We start from the raw sequence: 20488 nt of genomic DNA, 5'->3' as shown, positions 1-20488 counted from the left end.
TGCCTACCTCCTGACCGCGAGCTTGTCGGAAAGCCGGACCCCGACCACGTTGGCCGCCACGACGACGATCGCGATGGTCAGCCCGGGCACCAGGGCCGGGCCGAGGACACCCTGGATGACCCCGGCGCGGCTCTCCTCGACCATCAGGCCCCAGTCGGAGCTGGGCGGCTGGGAGCCGAACCCGAGGAAGTTGAGCGTCGCCAGGCTCATCAGCCCGTCGCCGAACAGCACGACGAGGTAGCCGAGCAGCGTCGGCAGCAGGTTCGGCAGCACGTACCGCAGGCACAGCTCGAACCCGCCCGCCCCTTGCAGCCGGTAGGAGTCGACGTACGGCCGGGCCAGCTCCTCCAGGGCGATCGCCCGGGTGAACTTCGCGATCACCGGGGCGTAGGCCAGGCCCATCCCGACCACCGCGGTCACCGTTCCGCTGTCGAACACGGCGATGATCATCACCACGAACAGCAAGCCGGGGAACGCGAACATGACGTCGGTGACGCGCGCCAGCAGCGTGTCGACCCAGCCGCGGTGCCACGCCGCGGTGAGTCCGATGAGGACACCGAGCGCGGTGGCCAGCGCCAGCAGCGCGATGGAGCCGAGCAGGGTCGGGCGGGCGCCGTCGATGATCCGCGACAGCAGGTCGCGGCCGAGCTGGTCGGTGCCGAGCCAGTGGGCCGGGCCCGGCGGCAGCCAGATCGCGTCGAAGCTCGTGGCCGTGGGGTCGTAGGGCGTGACCCACGGGGAGAGCACGGCCGCGCACACCGCGATCGCGAGGATCGCGAGGCACGGGTAGTACGCCCAGTCGCGGCGCTTGCGCGGCGCGACCAGGACAGGGGTGCCGAGGGCCGTCATGCGGCAGCACTCCTTTCGAGCGTGCGCGGGTCGATGAGCGGGTAGAGGAGGTCGACGATGACCGTCACGGCCATGTAGGCGAGGACCATGTAGAGCAGGATCGCCTGCACCACCGGGAAGTCGTGCGCGTTGATGGAGTCGACGAGCATGCTGCCCACGCCGCTGAGGCCGAACACCGACTCGATCACGACGGTGCCCGCGAGCATGCTCGCGATGATCAGGCCGCACATCGTCACGACCGGGCCGAGCGAGTTGCGCAGCACGTGCCGCCGGACGATCTTGCGGCGCGGCAGCCCGAAGCTGCGGGCCACGTCGACGTGCTCCAGGCTCTGCTGCTCGACCATGGTCTGCCGCGTCACCCGGCTCACCACCGCGAACGCGCCGATCGCCAGGGCGATCGCCGGCAGGGTCAGGTGGTAGAGCCGGTCACCGAAGCCCTCGCCGCTGCCGGCGACGTCGAACCACTTGAGCTGGACCGAAAAGACGGACACCAGCACCAGAGCGACGACGAAGTTGGGGATCGACGTCAGGAACGTCGTGATGCCGGTGATCGACGCGTCGATCGTCGTGCCGCGCTTCAGCGCCGACACCACGCCCAGCAGGATGCCGACCACGACGAACAGCAGGGCGGCCATCGCCACGAGCGTCAACGTGACCGGGAGCCGGCTGGTCATCAGGTCCGCCACGGGTTGCTTGTAGACGAACGACGTGCCGAGGTCCCCGTGCAGGACACCTTTGAGCCACAGCAGGTACTGGTTCAGGAACGAGTCGTCCAGGTGGTACGCCGCGCGCACCGCGGCGACCCGGTCCGGCGTCCGGTCCTCGGGGTTCTTGATGAGGAAGCTCAGCGGATCGCCCGGGGCGGCGTACATCCCCGCGAAGATCACGAACGAGCTGACGACCAAGGTGAGGACCAGGGCACCGAGCCGCCGCGCCAGCGTCACCATCGCGTCAGCCCTTCGTGCCCAGATCGGCCGCCCACGGGTAGTAGCGGAACGCGCCGGAGGCCGGCACGCCCGTCACCTTCGAGGACATCGCGACGGTGCTGGGGCTGAGGATCGCGCTGATCCACGGCTTCGCGTCCGCCCACCGCTGGGCGAGGTCGATCGCGATCTTCGCGCGCGCGGCGCCGTCGAGGGCCGCCCGGCCGTCGAGCACCAGCTTGTCGTAGGCCGGGTCCTTGAGCACCCACTGCACCGAAGACTTGGAGGTGCCGTTCTTGTAGAAGCCGACGGGGTCGCTCTTGGAGACGAAGTAGTCGTCCATGAAGACGTCGGCCCTGGTGCGCAGGTCCGGGTTGTCGTAGAAGTCGCCGTACTGGACGGTCGGGATCTGCGTGATGCTCGCCTGCAGGCCGATCTTCTTCGCGGCGTCGACCAATGCGTTGGCCAGGGTGTCGCGGATCGAGGAACCGTCGCTGGCGACGACGATCGGTTTCGCGCCGGCGGGCACGAGCTTCTTGGCCGCGTCGAGGTCCGCCTCGGACGGCTTGGCCGGCGATCCCGTGAGCTTGTCGTAGGCGGCCTGGAACGTCGTCTTCTCGTAGCCCCAGGCACCCGAGCCGACCGGCTCCTTCCACGGCTGGCCGAGCCCGGCGAACGCGGCCCGGTTGACGCCGTCGCGGTCGAGCGCCAGGGACAGCGCTTTCCGGACGTTCGGGTCGGCGAGCCCGCCGCGCTCGGTGGCCATATAGCTCCAGACCCGGGTGTCGGGTCCCTGGCTCACCGTGATGTCGGCAGACTGGACGAGCCGGGCCGCCGACGCGATGTTCTCGATGTAGGAGCCCTGTGCGGCCCCGGTGACGAGCGAGTTGACGATCGCGTCGTCGGCCGCCCACTTGAAGGTGAGCTCGCCGACCTTCGACGCCTTGGCCTGGTTCCAGTAGTTCGGCGCCTTGGTCAGCACGACACTGGTGCCCGGCTTCCATTCCTTGAGCTGCAACGGGCCCGAGCACGCGTCCGGGCTCGACGGCGTGCCGAACTCCTTGCCGCGGGCCTCGACGACCTTGCGTTCCTGGATGAGCCCCGCGTCGCCGGCGAGCGCCTCGACGAACACCGCGTCAGGCTGCTTCATCGTGAAGGTGAGCTCGTGCGGGCCGGTCTGCGCGAACGACTGCACGTTGGGGAACTCGTCCGCCTCGGCGTTGCCGTCCGCGGCGTTGCGCTGCATGCTCCACACGACGTCGTCCATGGTCACCGGCGCGCCGTCGTGGAACGTCGCGTTGTCGCGAAGGGTGAACACGAGCTGGGTCGGCGTCTTCCACTCGTACTTGCTCGCCAGCCCCGGGCCGACGCTCATGTCCGCCTGGAGCTGGTTGAGCCGCTCACAGACGTTGGTCATGATCAGGTCGGACTGGTCGTTCGCGTCCGAATTGGACAGATCCAGGTTGGTCGGCTCCTTGGAAACCAGCCAGGTGGCCCGGTCGAGCGGGCCGGCGGCGGCGGGCGTCGCGTCGACCAGCTTGACGTTCGCCTTGGCGTCGGCGGCCGGGCCGGACGTGCCGCCGCAGGCCGCGGTGAGCGAGGCGATCGCGCAGAGGGCGACACCGGCGTAGACCCGGCGTCTGGTGGCGGATGCGGGCATGGTGGTGCTCCTCGTCAGGGGTACAGGGTGAAGGGAACAAGCTCGTACGGGTGCTCGCAAGGCGAACCCGGCGCGACGTAGTACTCGCCGGAGGTGAGGTCGACGCAGCTGGAGAGGGTGGTCGACCACTGCTCGGGCGCCGGCGTCCGCTCGTCGGGGTGCGTGCACAGGGAGTCGGGGTGACCGAGGTGGTCCGACATCGCGGTGTGGATGGCGGCGCGGACGTCGGCGGACTTCTCCGCGTACGCCGCGTTCCGCAGGCCCCGGCGTGCTCGTGGCACGCGGACCAGTGAGTCCGGCGACATCGGCCGGTGGTGCCCGGCCGGGCGCGGGGGATCGAACGCCTCGTAGTGGTTGCCGTGCACCAGGAGCCCGCGGTCGTCGGGGTAGGCCCAGCCGTGCCCGGCCGGGGTGGTCTCGACGTCGATCGAGAACCCGTCCCGGTGGGTCAGCAGGGCGTTGCTCGGGATGTGCGGCTTGATCCAGGTCAGCGCCTTGAGCGCGTCGGCGACGTTGCCGGCGTCGAGCACGGCCCGGCGGATGACGGTCTGCGGCATGCCGATCGAGTCGTCGATCCGGCCGCCGAGCCCGTTCGCGTTGAGCGCCAGGCCGTGGGAGTTGGCCCCGTGCCGGCCGATCTGCCCGGCTTCCAGCTGCATGATCAGCGTCGGCTTGGGCGGCTGGACGACCCTCAGCACGACGACCGTGTCGCGGATGGCGTGGCGCCAGTCCCAGTTCTGCCCGGCGTAGACGTGGCCGTCGCCGGCGGCGCCGTCGGTGAGGGAGAAGGAGGTGCAGCCGTCGATCTGGCGGCGCGCGGCCTCGGGGTCGTCGACGGGGGCGAACCAGTTGTCGTACATGATCTCGCCGCGGCAGTTGAGGGCGACGATCTCGGCCAGCCCCACCCCCGCGCCCTCGGCGACCCCGGCCATCTCTTCGAGCAGCTCGGGGAAGTCGCGCTCGATGAGCTGCTGCCACGGCTGGGTGTGCTCCAGCGTCTGGGCCCAGCTCAGGCCGGCTTGGCGGGCGAAGCCCTCGCGGTAGTAGGCGATGGCGGCCGCGATGAGGTCGGCGGCTTCGGCGCCGTACTGCTTGCCGCGGTCGAGCGGGTCCGTGCCCGAAACCTCGATGACTCTGGGACTCGGCATGAAAGTTACTCCTGAACAAGGCGTCAAACTCGTTACAGATGAAGCATCTGCTGTACGATTACGTTCGTGATGGGACGAGACCATACGCCAGAAGGCTCCGCTGTAACAGACTTAACGCGAAATCAGGGCATCACAGATCTGCGCGCCCGCATCCGGGAGCACTGGGACCGCCTGTCGCCGGCCGCGCAGGAGGTGTGCCGGCTGCTCGGGGAAATGACGCCTGAGCAGCTGCTCTACCGGTCGGCCGTCGAGCTCGGCGCCGAGACGCGGACGAGCAACGCGACGGTGGTGCGGACCCTGCAGAGCCTGGGTTACGCGGGCCTGGCCGAGCTCAAGACGGCGATCGCGCGGCCGTTCACCGACCAGACCGCACCCGAACTACGGGCGCGGAGCCGGGTCGAGGCGACCAAGGGGGACCTGCCGAACGTCTGGGAGATGGTCACGGCCGAGTGGGTGGACCGGATCAGGCTGATGCGCGACGGGTTCGCGATCGAGGAGTTCCAGCGGGCGGTCGAGCTGCTGCTGGGCGCGCGCGAGATCGTGCCGTTCGGCTTCGCCTCGTCGTTCGTCGCGGCCGAGCACCTGACGTTCAAGCTGCGCCGCCTCGGCCGCCGGGCGCGCACGATCCGCTCCTCGGGCTTCGGCCTGCCCGACGACCTGCTCGGCATCGACCGCGGCGACGTCGTGGTGGTGTTCGACCCGGGCCGGATCCTGGTCGACATCGAGGTGCTGCTGGACCGGGTCCGGACGGTCGGGGCCAGCAGCGTGCTCGTCACGGCGGAGCTGGCGGACCAGCTCCGCGACGCGGTCTCGGTGGTGCTGATCGCCCCCCATTCCCCGACGGGCCTGACCGGCGACGCGGCGACGGCGATGGTCGTGGCGGACGCGCTGATCCAGGGGGTGGCCGCTTCGGACGTGGAGGGCACGGTGGAGAACTCGCACACGCTCAACACCCTGCGGCAGCAGATGGGGTTCTGACGCGGCGGCGGCCCGATCTCCGGCCGCTACGAGCCGGAGATCGCCGTCGGCGGCAGGAAGCCGTAGCGCAGCCTGCCATCCGGGTGAAGCCGGGGCCCGGACCCTGCCCCGGCGGGGGAGCCGGGGAGAAGACTGCGGACACCGTCTCGCCACTGGAGGGAGCACCATGTCCGCAGCCGCCGACGAGGCTCTGCTGTCCCTGTCCACCCCGGCCGGGCTCGCCGATCCGTACCCCGTCTACGCGAAACTCCGCGAAGAGGCGCCGATCTTCCGCAGCGAGGTCTTCGGCGGCTGGGTGCTCAGCCGGTTCGCCGACTGCCAGCGGGTGCTCGTCGACGGCGAGACCTTCCTGGTGCTGGACGCGCAGTGGCGCGACCGGCACACCCCGGGCTGGCGCGACAATCCGGCCATGGCGCTGCTGGCCGATCTGCTGCCGTGGAAGAACCCGCCGGAGCACACGCGCGAGCGCCGGCTGCTCATGCGGGACTTCACCGTCCGGCGCGTCCAGGGGCTGGAGCCCGCCGTCCGCCGGGCCGTCGACCGGGTGCTGGATGACTTCGCCGACGCCACGGCGGACGGCAAAGCGGCGGACTTCGTCGGCACGGTGCTCTACCCGCTCGGGATGGCGGTGATCGGCGACCTGGTCGGCGTGCCCGAAGCCGACCACGACCGGCTCCGCCGCGTCACCGACCTGATCGGCAAGCAGATCAACCCGGCGATGTCGGCGGACCTGCGCGCCGAGGTCGACGCGGCCGCGGTCGAGTTCCGGGCCTACTTCGTGGACCTGATCGCGCTGCGGCGGGCGGAACCCCGGGACGATCTGACGTCGGCGCTGCTGGTCCGGCCCACCGCCGACGCGGAGCTGATGTCCGACGAGGACGCGCTCAACGCGCTGCTCGTCTTGTTCGGCGGCGGCTACGAGACCACCGCCGGTGCGCTGGGCCTCGGGATCCACGCGCTGCTGACCCACCCGGAGCAGTTCGCCCTGCTCGCGGGCGACCCCGGTTTGGCGGCGGGCGCGGCCGAGGAGATGCTGCGGTGGGACGGCGCCGCCCAGATGAGCCAGCGCGCGGCTGTCCGGCCGGCGGTGCTCGACGGGGTGGAGATCCAGGAGGGGGACGTGATCGTGGCGCTCAACGGAGCGGCGAACCGGGACCCGGAGCGGTTCGCGGCCCCGGACCGCTTCGCCATCACCCGCGACGCGGGCCGCGGTCTGTTCTTCGGGCACGGCCTGCACCTGTGCCTCGGCGCGGCCCTGGCCCGGCTGGAGATGACCGTTCTGGTCGAACAGCTGGGAAAGCGCTTCCCGACCTTGCGGATCGCGGGCGAGGTGCAGCGCCGCCCGAACCCGGCGCTGCGCGGGATGGCGGCCCTGCCCCTCACCCGGTGACGCGCGGCCACGGCCGGCGAACCGGCCGTGGCACGGGTCAGTTCTTCCAGACCAGCGGGGACTTGTCGTAGCCGTCGCCCTTGTCGAACGTCGCGGCGCCGACCTCGCTGCCTTCGCGCGCGCCCTGCAGCGTGCAGGTCTCGAACTTCGCGCCCGCCTTGGTGAAGTCCTTGCCCGCGGTCCCGGACTTGCACTGGTCGGTGCTGCCGGTGATGATCACGCCGGTCGAGCGGCCGTCCGCGCCGAGCGCGCGCAGGCTCACCGAGGAGTAGGCCAGGTCGGCGCCGTCGACGTTCTCGACCGTCGCCCGCAGGTAGAACGGCGTGATTCCTTTTGCTTTGTCGCCGTACTTCGCGAGGTCGGCGTTGGCGCCCTTTTCGATTGCGGTCACCGTGATCGCGATGGTGCCGGACTTGCTGGTGCCGTACTTGAACGGGACCACCGCGCGCTCGCCGAGCTTCAGTTCGGTGCCGGGCTTCGTGACGTCGCCCGCCGGAGCGGCCGCGGCCGTCGACGACTCGGGGGAGTCGGACGCAGGGGCGGCGGGGACGCTGGTCGGGGCGGCGGGCGCGGCCTGTCCGGACTCCTCGCCGCACGCGGACAGCAGGAAGGTGGCGGCGCAGGCGGCGAGCAGGGCGGTGGTGCGGACGTGCTTCATGGATCTCCTCGAAAGGCCCGCCGGACGGGTTCCGGCCGGGCGGAGCCGAGCGCCGCGGCCGCCCCCAGGACAGTCGCGGCGGCCGGGAACGGTGCGCCCTCGCGGCTCCGTCAGCGGGAAGCTAACCCGAATGCCGCACCGGCGGTGTGGTCCGTTCGCACCACACGGAGGTCACAGATCGTCGACGCCGATGAGGCCGTCCTGGATGGCGCGGGCGACGAGCGCGGCCTTGGTCGGCGCCTCGCGGCCGATGCGCGCGTACTTGACGCGGATCCGCTCCAGGTGGGAGTTCACCGTGCTGGCCGAGATCCCCAGCCGGTGCGCGACGAACTCCTTCGACTCCGACTGGAACCACTCGACGAGCACCTCGGCCTCCCGCGCCGAGAGCGCGGGCCGCGTCTCCGACCGGTCCCCGGCGAGCGCCCCGGCCAGCGACGGCGGGGTGTAGGGCCGGTCCTGCGCCGCGGCCCGGGTCGCTTCCACCAGGTGCCCGGCGCCTTCGGCCTTCGTCAGGTAGCACAGCGCGCCCAGTTCGAGGCACTGCAGGGCGACGTCGTCGTCCGAGCGCATCGAGTAGACGACGACCCGGCGCCCGGCTTCGGCCAGGCGCCGCAGGTCGCCGAACGCCGGCGCGGGGCCGCCCAGGTGCAGGTCGAAGATCACCACGTCGGCGGTCGCGCCCGCGCCCAGCCAGGCGACCTTGACGTCTTCGCCCTCGGCGACGACGTCGATCGGCGGGTCGCCACCCGTCAGCCAGTACGCCACGCCGGCGCGCACCGCCGGGTGGTCGTCGACCACGACGGCCGTCACTCGGGTCGCCACCGCGCCTCCATCCAGGTCTGTCCGTCCCGGGACTGGGACGTGACAGGGACCGCTGCCGATCCCGCGGGTTCGGCATCTCCGTCCGCGACGACGGCGACGCGCACCAGTTCGGGGGTGCGCAGCACGCTGACCCGCGCCCGGGTACGGGCAGCGGCCAGCGCCGTGAGTACGGGTCCGGTCAGGTCACGGCGGATTGGCGCCGGGACGTCGACGACATCGCCGCTCACGGCGAGCGTCACCGCGACCCCGCGCCGCTCGGCGACGTCGAGGCAGGCGGTGACCTCGTGCACCAGCGGGTCGGGCACGTCGTCGTTCTCCGCGAAGAGCCGCCGCAGTTGCGCGGCGGCCAGCGCGCAGCGGGCGCGGGCGTCCGGCGTGCGGGGGTCGACGGTGCCGTCCGCCAGGCCGGCCAGCAGCGGCAGCGTGGCGCCGAGCTGTTCGGCGAACCCGGTGCGCAGGTCGTGCCCGGCCTGGTCGGCGAGGGCGGCCCGGATGGCGAGGCGCTCCCGTTCGGCGGCGGCCGCCGCGGCTTCGCTCGCGCGGCGGTCGAGCAGCCGGATCAGCCCGGCGATGGCGAGCTGGAAGACGGTCACGCCGAAGAGCACGATCGCGGCGTCGCCGAGCTCGGTGCGGGTGGGGGTGCCGTCGAGCAGGAACTGGGTGACGCTGGCGGCGGTGTGCACGGCGAGCGCGACGAGCAGCGCGGGCACGCGGTCGGCGAGCAGCACGAGCAGGTGCCACCCGACGAGCCCAAAGGACCAGTGCGGTTCCCGGAAGAAGGAGTCCGGCGGCAGCGCTGCGGTAGCGGCGAAGGAGGCGACGAGCACGACGAGCGCCCCACCGGCGGCGACGGTCACCGGGAGCGGTTTCCGGCGCAGAACCCAGAGGGCGCAGAGCGCGGTGACCCCGGCGAGGGTCGCGTAGGCGAGATCGGCGAGCACGGGCGGTCGGTAGGCGGCGTGGTGGCGCAGCAGGGGAGCGAGGCCGAGCCCGAGCTGGATCATGGCGGTCACGCCGAGCAGCACGATCCGGATGGCCGCGGCGAGCCGGATGGCGGGATCGGCGGTGGCGGTGGACGCGGCGGCGGGCCCCGGCATGGGGTCGCCAGGGGCGTTGTGCGCGGCGGCAGAGCCGGTCGCGGTTTCGGCGGCGTCGCGTGCGGCGGTGGTCTGCGCCGAGGATGCGATCCCGTCGGCGTCGGCCGCGAACTCCGGACCAGCCCCCTCTTCACTGTCGGTCGCCGACTCACGCACGCGACCACCTCAGCGTCACGGTCGTTCCCGCGCCGGGGCTCGAGGTGACCTCCGCCGTTCCACCGGCCGTGCGCATCCGCTCGACCACCGAGCCGCGCACCCCGCGCCGCGCCGGGGAAACCTCAGCCAAGTCGAATCCCGCACCGTCGTCGGTGATCGTGACCGCCACTCCGCCCGGCAAAGCGCCCAGCCGCACCGAAACCGAGTCCGCGCCGGAATGGCGTTCGGCGTTGCGCAACGCTTCCTCGGTCGCGCGCACCAGGGCCAGCGCCGCCGATGCCGGGATCAGCGGCACCGGCTCCCAGACCGCCTCGACCGGCAGGGCGCGCCCTGCCAGCGTCGCGCGCAGGCCGGCTTCGAGGTCGGCCGGGGTGTCCTCCTCCCGGTGCGAGGCCGTCAGGATCGCCAGGTCGCGGGCCGCGTACCCGGCCACCGCACCCGGGTCGGCCGTCGCGCCGGACGCGACCGTCAGGAACGTCGCCGACGCCGTGTCGTGCAGCAGCGCCAAGTACTCGCGCTCGCGGCGGCGCCGGTCCCGGCCGAGGGCCTCGGCCCGCTCGAGAGCGGCCTGTTCGGCGCGCACGGCGTCCGTCCGCGCCGTCGAACGCACGAGGAGCACGAAAGCCAGCCGCGCGAGCGCGCTTTCCACGACGACCCGCAGTGCCACGGGCAGCCAGTCCCCGCCGCCGGCGGCCGTCCCGACCGTCAGCAGCACCACGAGCGCGGGCACGGTCAGCCGCGGCGGGTGCTCCCACTGCCAGGTGATCGCGGTGATCGTGAGGACGTTCACCGCCCACAGGCTCGCCTCGCCGGGCACGGACGTGATCCACGGCTGGCACGCGACCACCGCGGCGGCCCGAAGCATCGACAGCGCGAACGACGTGCGCCGTCCGCCGAAGACGTCGGCGGCGCCCGCGGCGAGGGTCAGGGCGAGCAGGCCGAAGGCCGGGAACGCGGCCGGCGCCGCGACCACGCCGAAGATCCCGACGAACGCCGTGGCCACGGCCCGCGCGGGTCCCGCGAACCGGGTGACCGACGCGCGGAACTGCGCCTCGACCGGCCCCCGCGCAATGGCGGTCATCGCACCCCTGTCGAACTGCGGAAATCGGACGTCCTGTTTCTACCAGGCCTCGTGTTGCGCTTAATACTGTCCAATAAGGGCGAACTTCCTGCACTATCACGCACTTGACATGTCCGGTGCTGCTCGCTTTACTGCTGAGCACGTCGGAACGGACGCCCGACGTCAGAGGTACGCCCAGCCGGTATGTCGGCCTCCGCCGCGAGCCCGGACTGAGTCGCCAGGACGCGCTCGTGGTCCGAGGCGGGGTCGTGCCCACCATCATCCGGAGCCCGATGATGCCCTCTTCCCGCGTTCAGTTCCTCGCCGGCGCCGCCTTGGCGGCCGCTGTCGTGGCCGGTACCGCGTGTTCCGCCGCCGCGGCACCGGCCGCCGCCGTCACGCCCCCGCCGGTCAAGGCCGGCTTCGACTACCAGATCGGCGGCGCCTACACCCCGGCGAGCGACGTCAAGGTCGTCAGCCGCGACCACACCGCCCAGCCCGCCGCCGGGCTCTACAACATCTGCTACGTCAACGCTTTCCAGTCCCAGCCCGGCGCCGAGGGGGAGTGGGACGATCTCCTGCTGCGCGACGCGAACGGCAAGGTCGTCGTCGACGAGGACTGGGGCGAGGCCCTGCTCGACCTCCGCACCGCGGACAAGCGAACCCGCGTCGCGGCCAAGGTGAACACCTGGGTCGACGACTGCGCGGCCAGGGGCTACCAGGCGATCGAGCCCGACAACTACGACAGTTTCACGCGCTCCAAAGGACTTCTGTCCGACGCCGACGCCCAGGCCTACATCCGCCTGCTGTCCGCGCACGCCCATCAAAAGGGCCTGGCGATCGCCCAGAAGAACACCTCCGAGCTGGCCGATCAGCGCCAGGCGAACGGGCTCGACTTCGCCATCGCCGAAGAGTGCGGGCAGCAGAAGAACTGCGATGAGTTCACGCCCGCGTTCGGCGACCACGTGATCGTCATCGAGTACACCGACGGCGGGCTCAAGACCGCCTGCAGCCGGTGGAGCTCGCTCAGCATCGTGCGCCGCGACCTCGACGTCGTGCCGAAGGGCGAAGCCGGCTACGTCCGCAAGACCTGCTGATGGACCGCCGCGGGTTCCTGCGCGGCGCCGGTGGTCTGGCTCTGGGCGCGGCCGTGGCCGGCTGCGGCCCGGCGCGGACCACCGGCGGCCCGGTCACGGTCGAGGTCTGGCACGGCCAGACCGACACCGGCAAGAAGGTCCTCGACGCGCTCGTCGCGGACTTCCACGGCACCCACCCCGGCATCCGGATCGACCTGGGCGGCGGCGTCCTCGCCGACGCGATGCTCCAGAAGATCACCGCGGCGCTCGCGTCGGGGTCGTTCCCGGACATCGCCTACGTCTTCGGCTCGGACCTGGCCAGTGTGGCGCGCAGCCCGAGCGTCGTCGACGTCACCGACCTCGTCGACGCGGGCCCCGGCTTCTGGGCCCCGGCCCGGGAAGCGGTCACGGTCAACGGCCGCGTCCGCGCGGTGCCGGCGCTGCTCGACTCCCTGGCCGTGGTGTGCAACAAGACGTTGTTCGAGCAGGCGGGAATCCCGGTGCCCGAGGCGGGCTGGACGTGGGCCGACTTCGTCGATACAGCAAGGAAACTCACCGACCCGGGCAGCGGCACCTTCGGTACCGCCTGGCCCGCCACCGGCGACGAGGACACCGTGTGGCGGCTGTGGCCGATGGTGTGGGACCTCGGCGGCGACGTCATCGGCGCGGACGGGCGCGGCATCGGGTTCGCGGGCCAAGGCGTGCGCGCCCTGGAGGTCGTCCGCGACCTCGCCGCGGCGAAGTCCGTCTACCTCGACCCGAAGACCGGCAGCGAGCAGATGTACCAGGCGTTCGAAGCCGGTCACATCGGCATGGTCCCGACCGGCCCGTGGCAGCTGCCCGACATCGCCGACGCCGGGATCGACTACGCGATCGTGCCGCTGCCGAGCTTCAGCCGCCGTCCGATCACCATCTCCGGACCCGACACCTGGACGCTGTTCGACAACGGCGAAGAGCGCGTCCAGGCGGCGCGCACCTTCCTGTCCTGGCTGGCCGACCCGGCCCAGGACGTCCGCTGGGACGACGGCGCCGGCAGCCTCCCGCTGAGCCGCCGGACGCAGCAACTGCCCGCGTGGCAAGAGAAAACCGACGAGACCCCGGGCTTGCCGGTCTTCGTCGACGCGCTGGAGAACGCCCGCGTCCGGCCGGTGCACCCGGCCTACCCCCAGGTGTCGGCCGCCCTCGGGACCGCGATCGTCGCCGTGCTGCTCGGCCAGGCGACACCGGCCGACGCGCTGCGCGACTGCGCCGCGGCCGCGAACGCCGCCCTGATCATTCCGCGATAGGGAGCCGCCATGCCCGGACTGCCGAGGCCTATCACCGTCACACCCGTTCAACGCAGGCGCCGTCGCGAAACCGCCACCGCGTGGGCCTACGTCTCGCCCGCCGTGCTCATCATCCTCGGCCTCGGCGTGGTCCCCGTGGCCTGGTCGCTGGTGCTCTCCTTCCAGGTCGACGACCTCGTGACCCCGAGTCGCTGGACCGGCCTGGACAACTACGCCGCCCTCGCCCAGGACCCGCGCTTCGCCCAGGCAGTCGGGAACACCGTGCTGTACACGGTGCTCTACGTCCCGCTCAGCATCCTGTTCGGGTTCCTGCTGGCGCAGGCGCTGAACCGGCGCATCCGGCTGGCCGGGCTGTACCGGACCCTCGTGTTCGTCCCGTTCGTGCTGTCGGCGACGGCCCAGGGCGTGCTGTTCTCCTTCATCCTCGACCCGCAGTTCGGCGCGGCCAACTCGCTGCTGCACCACCTCGGCGTGTCCCCGCAGGGGTTCCTGACCGACCCGGCGCAGGCGCTGCTGGTGCTGGTCGGGATCACGTTGTGGAGCGGCACCGGCTTCTGCGTCGTGGTGTACCTGGCCGCGCTGCAGGACGTCCCGCCGTCGCTGGTCGAGGCCGCGCGGCTGGACGGCGCCGGAACCTGGCGCGTGCTCCGGCACGTGACGCTGCCCGCGGTCATGCCGGTGACGCTGTTCCTCGTGCTGTGGCAGCTGATCACGTCACTGCAGGTGTTCGACCTGGTCTACGTGACGACCAAGGGCGGCCCGCTCGGCTCCACCACGGTCATCGTCTACTTCGTCTGGGAGCAGGCGTTCAAGAACTTCACCGCCGGCTACGGCGCGGCGTCGGCCTACGTGCTCGCGCTCGCCTTGCTCGTCGTCGTGGTCGTCCTGCGTGTGCTGCGCCGCCCCGGGAAGGCCCTCCGATGAGGGCACGGACGACCCGGCCCGCCCGGCTGCCGTTCAGCCCGTGGCACCTGCTGCTCGTGCCGCTGGCGCTGCTGTTCGCCGTGCCGCTCGTGTGGTTGCTGCTCAGCTCCGTGATGAGCAACGCCGAGATCAACCGGTTCCCGCCGGCGCTCTGGCCGTCCCATGTGGACTTCGCCGGGTACCGTTATGTCTTCGAAAACGCGCTCTTCCTGCGCTGGTTCACGAACTCGCTGATCGTCTCGGCGGTGACCGTGGCGTCGAACCTGCTCTTCGGCGTGCTGGGCGGGTACGCGTTCGCGCGGATGCGGTTCGCCGGGTCGCGGGCACTGCTCGCGCTGATGGTCGCGACGATGGCGATCCCGTTCCAGCTCACCATGATCCCGACGTTCCTGGTGATGAAGAAGCTCGGCCTGATCGACAGCCTCGGCGCGCTCATCGTGCCGTCGCTGGTGACGCCGTTCGCGGTGTTCCTGCTGCGCCAGTTCTTCCTGTCCCTGCCCCGGGAACTCGAAGAAGCGGCGTGGATCGACGGCTGCTCGCGGCTGCGCGTGCTGTTCACCATCGTGCTGCCGCTGTCGCGGCCCGCGCTGAGCACGGTGGCCGTGCTGACGTTCCTGACCACCTGGAACGACCTGACCTGGCCGCTGATCGCGCTCAACCACGACACGGTCTACACGCTGCAGCTGGGGCTCACGACGTTCCAGGGCCAGCACCACACGAACTGGGCCGCGGTGATGGCGGGCAACGTCATCACCGTGCTGCCCGTGCTGCTGGCCTTCCTCGGCGCGCAGAAGACGTTCGTCCAGTCGATCACCACCAGCGGGCTCAAGGGCTGACCACGCACGGTCCTCGTCCCCCGCGACCACACCGATCGGATCCCGCATGACCCCCAAGATCACCTTCGTCGGCGCCGGCAGCGTCGTGTTCACCCAGGGCCTGCTCGCCGACCTGTTCGCCTACCCGGAGCTGGCCGGCGTGCACGTCGCCCTGCACGACATCGACCCGGACCGGCTGGCGACCGCGCTGGGGGCGGCCCGGCGGATCGCCGCCGTGCGCGGCGTCAAGCCGGTGCTCACCGCGCACGCGGACCGCCGGGAAGCGTTGTCGGGCGCGGACTTCGTCGTGAACATCGTCCAGATCGGGATGGGGGAGGCGACGCGCACCGACTTCGAGGTCCCGGCGCGCTACGGCCTGCGTCAGACCATCGGCGACACCCTCGGCATCGGCGGGATCTTCCGCGCGCTGCGGACGTTCCCCTTCTTGAAAGCACTCGGGGAGGACATCGCCGACGTCTGCCCGGAGGTGTGGCTGCTCAACTACACGAACCCGATGGCGATGAACGTCCAGTACCTGAGCGAGGCCACCGGGCTGACCCGGGTCGTCGGGCTCTGCCACTCGGTGTACTGGACCGTGCACGGGCTCGCCGAGCTGGTCGGCGTGCCGTTCGGCGAGGTCACCTACGTCGCCGCCGGCGTCAACCACCAGGCCTGGGTGCTCCGGTTCGAGCACGCGGGCGCCGACCTCTACCCGCGGTTGCGGGAACTGGCCGCGAACGACGAGCAGCTGCGGCGGCGCGTCCGGTTCGACATGCTGCGGCGGCTCGGTTACTACCCGACGGAGACCAGCGAGCACTCCGCGGAGTACGTGCCCTGGTACCTCAAGCACGACAGCGAAATCGAGCGCTTGCGGCTGCCGGTCGGCGCCTACCTGGACATCGTCGCGGAGAACGAAGCCGAGTACGAACGCACCCGGCGGGCGATCGCGGCCGACGAGCCACTGCCCGTCGAAGGCACCGGCGAGTACGCGCCGCAGATCGTCCACAGTGTCCTCACCGGCACACCGCGGACCGTCTACGGCAACGTCGTCAACCGGGGCCTGATCGAGAACCTGCCGTCCGGCGGTGTGGTCGAGGTGCCGTGCCTGGCCGACGGCACCGGCGTCCGGCCGACCCGGATCGGCGCGCTGCCGCCGCAGCTCGCCGCGCTCAACCGGACGTACCTGAGCGTCAACGACCTCGTCGTGCGCGCGGCCGTCGAGGACGACCCGCGCCACATCCGGCACGCGGCGATGACCGACCCGGCCACCGCGGCCACGTTACCGGTCGAGCGGATTTTCGAGCTGTGCGACGACCTGGTCCGCGCGCACGGCAACCGGCTCCAGCCCGCCTTGCGCGCCACCCTCGGGCGCTGACCGGTGGTCCAGGAGAGCTGAACGTGGACGAAAACCCCCGGTAACCGGACGATTCGGCGTATATTTCCCGCACCACGGCGGGTGGCCGGGGAATGGATCTTCGGCGCCGTGGTCGTCAAGGGGGACGGGGAAGCCATGGCCAACGAACGTCGGGAGACCTATACGCGCGAGGGTGTCGAGGCGATGAAAGGGGGATTGGTCCGCGCCGCGATAAACCGGGACATCTGGGACCGGACCCTCGGCAAGAATCCGAAATGCTGTTACTCGGGGAACGCGGACGAGGGCTTTCGTGTCTCCTTCGACCACGACGAGACATTCCACGACCAGGAGAACGAACCCGGGTACGAGCCGCGCCCGTGGATGACCCACCACCATTTTCCGCCGATTCCGCGTACCCGCGACGAGACGAAGTACCGGACGGGGTGGCAGGAGGACTACCAGGGCAACCGCATCGCGGAGTTCGACGTGTGGGGGACGATGGGCTCCGGGTTCGCGGGACTCTACGGCGGGTGGGAGGCCCGGGTGGACCAGGCCTTCGAGCTCTGGGACGAGGTCGACCAGATGCCGTACGAGAAGGACTTCTGGGAGGCCGCCACCCGGCTCCGGGACGCGGTCAAGCCGCTGGGTGTCGTCAACGTGCCGGGCGAGTCCTACTACCTGGCGTGCCGCACGCTCGGGCTCATCGCGCACGATCCGGGCGCGCAGGGCACGACGCCGCCCGAACGGATGTGGGCGCCGCAGATCAACGGCCCGATCGACCGGTTCGTCATCCCGCTGCAGGGAACCCTGCTCAACCTCTACGTCCTCGGAGAGATGCTGGCCGCCCAGCTCGAGGGCATGGGGAACATGTGGCAGAGCACGCGGGCCAGCGTGATGGAGATCGGGCGGCAGGCCACGCGGAGGATGGATTTCCGCAGCGACGGCGACGCTGTCCAGGCCGTCATCAAGAGCGCCGGCTGGGTCGTCGGCGCGATGGGGTTGATCCCCGTGGCCACGGCCGTCGGCATCGGCCTGGCGGCCGCGGGGCTCGTCCTGGCCGCCGCCGACGCGCTCATCGACCGGATCGAGCACAACTCCAAGGAGGTGTTCGACATCCCGGCTTCGATCGACGGGGCCACCGCGGAGGAGATCATCCGGTCGGTGGAGGCCACCTTGGACAGCGGGCAGATCCTCGACCTCGAATCCCAGGTCCAGATCGACGAGAGCGACAGCGTGGACCTGCTCAGCGTGGCCAAGTCGCACATCGAGACCGAGCAAGCCGTCTACGACGTGGAAGCCGGGATCTACCGGACGTGCTTCACCATGAACACGAGCGAAGTCCTCAAGGACTCCCAGCCGGCAAACCCGCGCAACGTCGACATCGCCGTCGAGTGCGAACGCCTTCGCGATGCGGGGAAGACGTTCGCCGACGAACTGGGAGAAGAGCTTCTCGCCGCGTCGCAGCGCGTGCACGAGGTCTACTCGGACAATTCGACGTGGATCCGCCCGGAGCTTCCCGGTAGGGCGATCGGTCTGACCAAGACCGGGCCGTGGGACTACTGGAGACCGGTCCGTGACCATCTGGCTCGCATCCTCGACACGACCGGGAAGCAGGTGGTGGAGGTGGGGGAGTACCTGATCGCCGCCGCGAACTACCTCGAACGGGCGGACGCTTCGGCGAAAGAGGCGATGGACAAGGCGGGCCAGGAACTCGACGCGGCGTTCAGGTGAGCGGCGGCTTCGCGACGCCCACGGCGACCGCCCGCAGCAACGTCGTCAGCTGCTCCCGGAACCGCAGCGCGCTGTGGGCCCACCTCGGCACCTCCTCGTACAGCTGACGCAGGGTCGGCGACGGCCGCGAGAGCTGGGACAGGTACGCCGCGCAGCTCATCGCCGCCGTCAGCAGGGTCCGGGCGCCCTCGGCGTCGAGGCCGGCGCCGGTCTCGACCAGGGCCGACGTCATCGCGTCGTACGCCGTCGTGGCCGCGGTCTTGTACTGGCGCGCCCGCTCCAGCCGGACCGCGCCCTCCAGGCTGAGGCCGACGTGCGTCTGCAGGTCGCAGAACAGGGGGAGCGCGTCCAGTGACCCGGCGACGGCCTCGGCGACCTCGACCGGGCTCGGCCGGCGGCCGTCGAAGGCGGCGAGGTCGGCCAGGAGCCGCGAGCGCCAGTCCGCCCAGCCCTGCTCCGCCAGTTCGAGCAGCAGCTCCTCGCGGGATTCGAAGTACCGCCGCAGCGCCGACGGGTGCAGGCCCACCCGGCTCGTCACCCCGGTGAGCGTGACCTCGCGCACGCCGTGCTCGGCCGCGAGCTCGCGCGCGGCGGTCAGCAGGGCGGTCTTGCGCACCTCTTTGTCCTGGTCGGAGCGGGCGCGCTGGCGGGGCTGGGGCACGCCACCACGATAACGCAACCGCTTTGACTTAACGCGGAAGCGGAGCTATGTTCGGCGTAACGCAAAGATGTTGCGTTAACGAAGGAGCTTCCGATGAGTTCAGTGTTTTTCGTGACCGGTTCGTCGCGCGGGCTCGGCCGGCAGATCACCGAGCGGGCGCTCGCCGCCGGGCACCGCGTCGTCGCGACCGCCCGGGACCCCCGGGCCCTGGACGACCTCGTCGCCCGCCACGGCGACCGCGTCCACGTCGAGCCGCTCGACGTCACCGACGCCTCGGCGGCCGAAGCCGCGGTCGCCGCGGGCGTCGCCGCGTTCGGCCGGATCGACGTCGTGGTCAACAACGCCGGCCAGGGCGACCGCGCGTCCCTCGAGGACACGACGCTCGACGTCTTCCGCCGGCAGATCGAGACGAACTTCCTCGGCACGGTGTACGTCACCAAGGCCGCGGTTCCGGTGCTGCGCAAGCAAGGCGGCGGGCGGATCATCCAGATCTCGTCCGTCGGCGGCCGCGTCGGCAGCCCCGGGATGACGGCCTACCAGTCGGCGAAGTGGGCGGTCGGCGGGTTCACTGAAGCGCTCGCCGCCGAGGTCGCCCCGCTGGGCATCAAGCTCACGGTCCTCGAGCCGGGCGGCATGCGCACCGACTGGGGCGGCGCGTCGATGACCACGCCGCCGATCAGTGAGCCGTACGAGGCGACGGTCGGCGCGTCCGCCCGCGCGATGGCCGACTTCGAAAAGCACGCGAACAGCGACCCGCGGAAGGTCGCCGACCTGGTGCTCACCGTCGCGGGCCTCGACGAGCCGCCGCTGCGCCTGCTGGCGGGCAGCGACGCCTACGAGTACGGCCGCGAGGCGTGGCAGCACCGCGTCGACACCGACGCGAAGTGGGCTGAGCTGAGCAGTTCGACCGACGACGACGAATCCGGGGACGCGTGGCGCCTCCAGCGGGGCAAGAGCCTGCCCGACGTGCGGGCCTGACCGACACCGAAGGGTGGTCGGAGGTTCCGGAAGGCCGATTGGTGGGTAGCCCAGAGGTGTGAGACTGAGCAGGCCCTGCCTGCGGGACTAGTGAGAGGTGAGCCACATGAGCCAGGGCGATGCTCCGGTCGGGCGATCGGTCAAGACGGCGGCTGCCGGTGTTCGGGATCTCGCCGCGGAGGCGGCACGGGTCGGGGCGGCCGCAGCCGCGCGGGCGGTGGAGATCACCGATCGGAAACTGACGGAAGGCGCGGACGAGCTCGCGAAGGTCGGCCGTTCGGCGTCCAAGGACTTCGACAAGAGCACCCGGTCGTCGCGCCGCGACGTCCGGAAGCACTCGGTCGCGGCCCGCGACGAGGTGCTGGCCCGCGCCGGGAAGATGCGCGACCCCGGCCGCAAGGCGGCGCAGGCGATCGCGACGGTGGCCGGGTCGGCGAACGACTCGAACCGCAAGCGGCGCAAGGCCGTCGCGACGGCGAAGCGAGACCTGGCCGTGGCGCTGGAGGAAGCGAAGAGCGTGGCGCGCGGGGAGCGCAGCCGGCGGGCCCGCTGGCCGTGGCTGCTGGTCCTCGGCGCGGTGGCCGCCGGAGTGGTGGCCGTCGTGCAGGCCAAGCGGTCGAACCCGCTGGTGGAAGAGGAGAAGGCCCCGGTCCCGGCCGACAAGGTCGTGACCCCGGCCGACCAGGCGGTGCCCCCGACCCCCGCGAAGCCGGTCGCGGCCCCCGCGCCGAAGCCGGTCGCGGAGAAGCCTGAGGCCCCGAAGCCGCCGGCCCCCAAGCCGGTCAACGGCAACGGCCACGCGGCCGCGGGCAAGACGGAGAACAAGGCCCGGTAAACCGGAACCGGTTCCGGGTGCTGGCGCAGTTTCCGGTAGGGGAGGGCGAGTGACGGTCAAGGTCGTGCTGCTGGAGGACGAGGAGCT

At 71.4% G+C, this 20488-nt stretch carries 19 protein-coding genes; 10 read left to right on the top strand and 9 right to left on the bottom strand.

What is annotated here, in order from left to right; translation table 11 throughout:
* Positions 1-3: 3 nt before the first annotated feature.
* From AB0C38_RS24475 to AB0C38_RS24460, 4 genes are read right to left on the bottom strand one after another with little or no spacing between them, the layout of a single operon-like run.
* Positions 4-849, bottom strand: coding sequence for an ABC transporter permease (locus tag AB0C38_RS24475; protein ID WP_360677242.1), 846 nt, complete (start codon positions 847-849; stop codon positions 4-6).
* Positions 846-1796, bottom strand: coding sequence for an ABC transporter permease (locus tag AB0C38_RS24470; protein WP_360677240.1), 951 nt, complete (start codon positions 1794-1796; stop codon positions 846-848). The genes AB0C38_RS24475 and AB0C38_RS24470 overlap by 4 nt, the downstream gene beginning before the upstream one ends.
* A gap of 4 nt (positions 1797-1800) precedes the next feature.
* Positions 1801-3432, bottom strand: a complete 1632-nt coding sequence (locus AB0C38_RS24465) for an ABC transporter substrate-binding protein (RefSeq protein WP_360677238.1) — start codon at positions 3430-3432, stop codon at positions 1801-1803.
* 14 nt (positions 3433-3446) lie between these two features.
* Positions 3447-4580: a C45 family peptidase gene (locus AB0C38_RS24460; RefSeq protein WP_360677236.1), complete on the bottom strand. Its 1134-nt coding sequence runs from the start codon at positions 4578-4580 to the stop codon at positions 3447-3449.
* A 213-nt stretch (positions 4581-4793) separates the two neighbouring features.
* On the opposite strand from AB0C38_RS24460, the gene AB0C38_RS24455 reads away from it, so the two are divergent.
* Positions 4794-5558: a MurR/RpiR family transcriptional regulator gene (locus AB0C38_RS24455; RefSeq protein WP_360677234.1), complete on the top strand. Its 765-nt coding sequence runs from the start codon at positions 4794-4796 to the stop codon at positions 5556-5558.
* A 166-nt stretch (positions 5559-5724) separates the two neighbouring features.
* On the top strand, positions 5725-6948 hold the full coding sequence (locus tag AB0C38_RS24450; protein ID WP_360677232.1) for a cytochrome P450: 1224 nt from the start codon (positions 5725-5727) through the stop codon (positions 6946-6948).
* 37 nt (positions 6949-6985) lie between these two features.
* On the opposite strand, the gene AB0C38_RS24445 is transcribed toward AB0C38_RS24450, so the two are convergent.
* From AB0C38_RS24445 to AB0C38_RS24430, 4 genes are all read right to left on the bottom strand, one after another.
* Positions 6986-7606, bottom strand: a complete 621-nt coding sequence (locus AB0C38_RS24445) for a hypothetical protein (RefSeq protein WP_360677230.1) — start codon at positions 7604-7606, stop codon at positions 6986-6988.
* Positions 7607-7777: 171 nt separating this feature from the next.
* Positions 7778-8428 (bottom strand): response regulator transcription factor, encoded by a 651-nt coding sequence (locus AB0C38_RS24440; RefSeq protein WP_360677228.1) that lies wholly within the window; start codon positions 8426-8428, stop codon positions 7778-7780.
* Positions 8413-9681: a hypothetical protein gene (locus AB0C38_RS24435; RefSeq protein WP_360677226.1), complete on the bottom strand. Its 1269-nt coding sequence runs from the start codon at positions 9679-9681 to the stop codon at positions 8413-8415. Before AB0C38_RS24435 ends, AB0C38_RS24440 begins: the two co-directional genes overlap by 16 nt.
* A complete protein-coding gene (locus AB0C38_RS24430) occupies positions 9674-10762 on the bottom strand; it encodes an ATP-binding protein (RefSeq protein WP_360677224.1) in 1089 nt (362 codons plus the stop codon). Before AB0C38_RS24430 ends, AB0C38_RS24435 begins: the two co-directional genes overlap by 8 nt.
* A 248-nt stretch (positions 10763-11010) precedes the next feature.
* Here AB0C38_RS24430 and AB0C38_RS24425 point away from each other — a divergent pair, with 248 nt between their 5' ends.
* From AB0C38_RS24425 to AB0C38_RS24400, 6 genes are all read left to right on the top strand, one after another.
* Positions 11011-11838, top strand: a complete 828-nt coding sequence (locus tag AB0C38_RS24425; protein ID WP_360677222.1) for an endo alpha-1,4 polygalactosaminidase — start codon at positions 11011-11013, stop codon at positions 11836-11838.
* Complete coding sequence (locus AB0C38_RS24420; protein ID WP_360677220.1) at positions 11838-13103, top strand: ABC transporter substrate-binding protein; 1266 nt, start codon at positions 11838-11840, stop codon at positions 13101-13103. The genes AB0C38_RS24425 and AB0C38_RS24420 overlap by 1 nt, the downstream gene beginning before the upstream one ends.
* 9 nt (positions 13104-13112) lie before the next feature.
* The gene (locus tag AB0C38_RS24415; protein ID WP_360677217.1) at positions 13113-14027 is read left to right on the top strand and encodes a sugar ABC transporter permease; all 915 of its coding nucleotides are present in this window, start codon (positions 13113-13115) and stop codon (positions 14025-14027) included.
* Positions 14024-14863, top strand: a complete 840-nt coding sequence (locus AB0C38_RS24410) for a carbohydrate ABC transporter permease (RefSeq protein WP_360677216.1) — start codon at positions 14024-14026, stop codon at positions 14861-14863. Before AB0C38_RS24415 ends, AB0C38_RS24410 begins: the two co-directional genes overlap by 4 nt.
* A gap of 46 nt (positions 14864-14909) precedes the next feature.
* Positions 14910-16217: an alpha-glucosidase/alpha-galactosidase gene (locus tag AB0C38_RS24405; protein ID WP_360677214.1), complete on the top strand. Its 1308-nt coding sequence runs from the start codon at positions 14910-14912 to the stop codon at positions 16215-16217.
* Positions 16218-16352: 135 nt separating this feature from the next.
* Entirely contained in the window at positions 16353-17927 is a 1575-nt protein-coding gene (locus AB0C38_RS24400; RefSeq protein WP_360677212.1) for a hypothetical protein, read from the top strand.
* Here the strand turns inward: AB0C38_RS24400 and AB0C38_RS24395 are convergent.
* On the bottom strand, positions 17920-18588 hold the full coding sequence (locus AB0C38_RS24395; protein ID WP_360677210.1) for a TetR family transcriptional regulator: 669 nt from the start codon (positions 18586-18588) through the stop codon (positions 17920-17922). The genes AB0C38_RS24400 and AB0C38_RS24395 overlap by 8 nt on opposite strands.
* Positions 18589-18681: 93 nt before the next feature.
* Here AB0C38_RS24395 and AB0C38_RS24390 point away from each other — a divergent pair, with 93 nt between their 5' ends.
* Both AB0C38_RS24390 and AB0C38_RS24385 read left to right on the top strand, forming a co-directional pair.
* Positions 18682-19566, top strand: coding sequence for an SDR family NAD(P)-dependent oxidoreductase (locus tag AB0C38_RS24390; protein WP_360677208.1), 885 nt, complete (start codon positions 18682-18684; stop codon positions 19564-19566).
* Positions 19567-19672: 106 nt separating this feature from the next.
* Entirely contained in the window at positions 19673-20401 is a 729-nt protein-coding gene (locus AB0C38_RS24385; protein WP_360677206.1) for a hypothetical protein, read from the top strand.
* The last annotated feature ends 87 nt before the right edge of the window (positions 20402-20488 follow it).

Origin of the sequence: Amycolatopsis sp. NPDC048633 (assembly GCF_040650695.1) — a bacterium.
Classification (GTDB): Bacteria; Actinomycetota; Actinomycetes; order Mycobacteriales; family Pseudonocardiaceae; genus Amycolatopsis.
The sequence above is the reverse complement of the archived record's forward strand: the minus strand, read 5'-3'. Positions and strand labels throughout refer to the sequence as shown.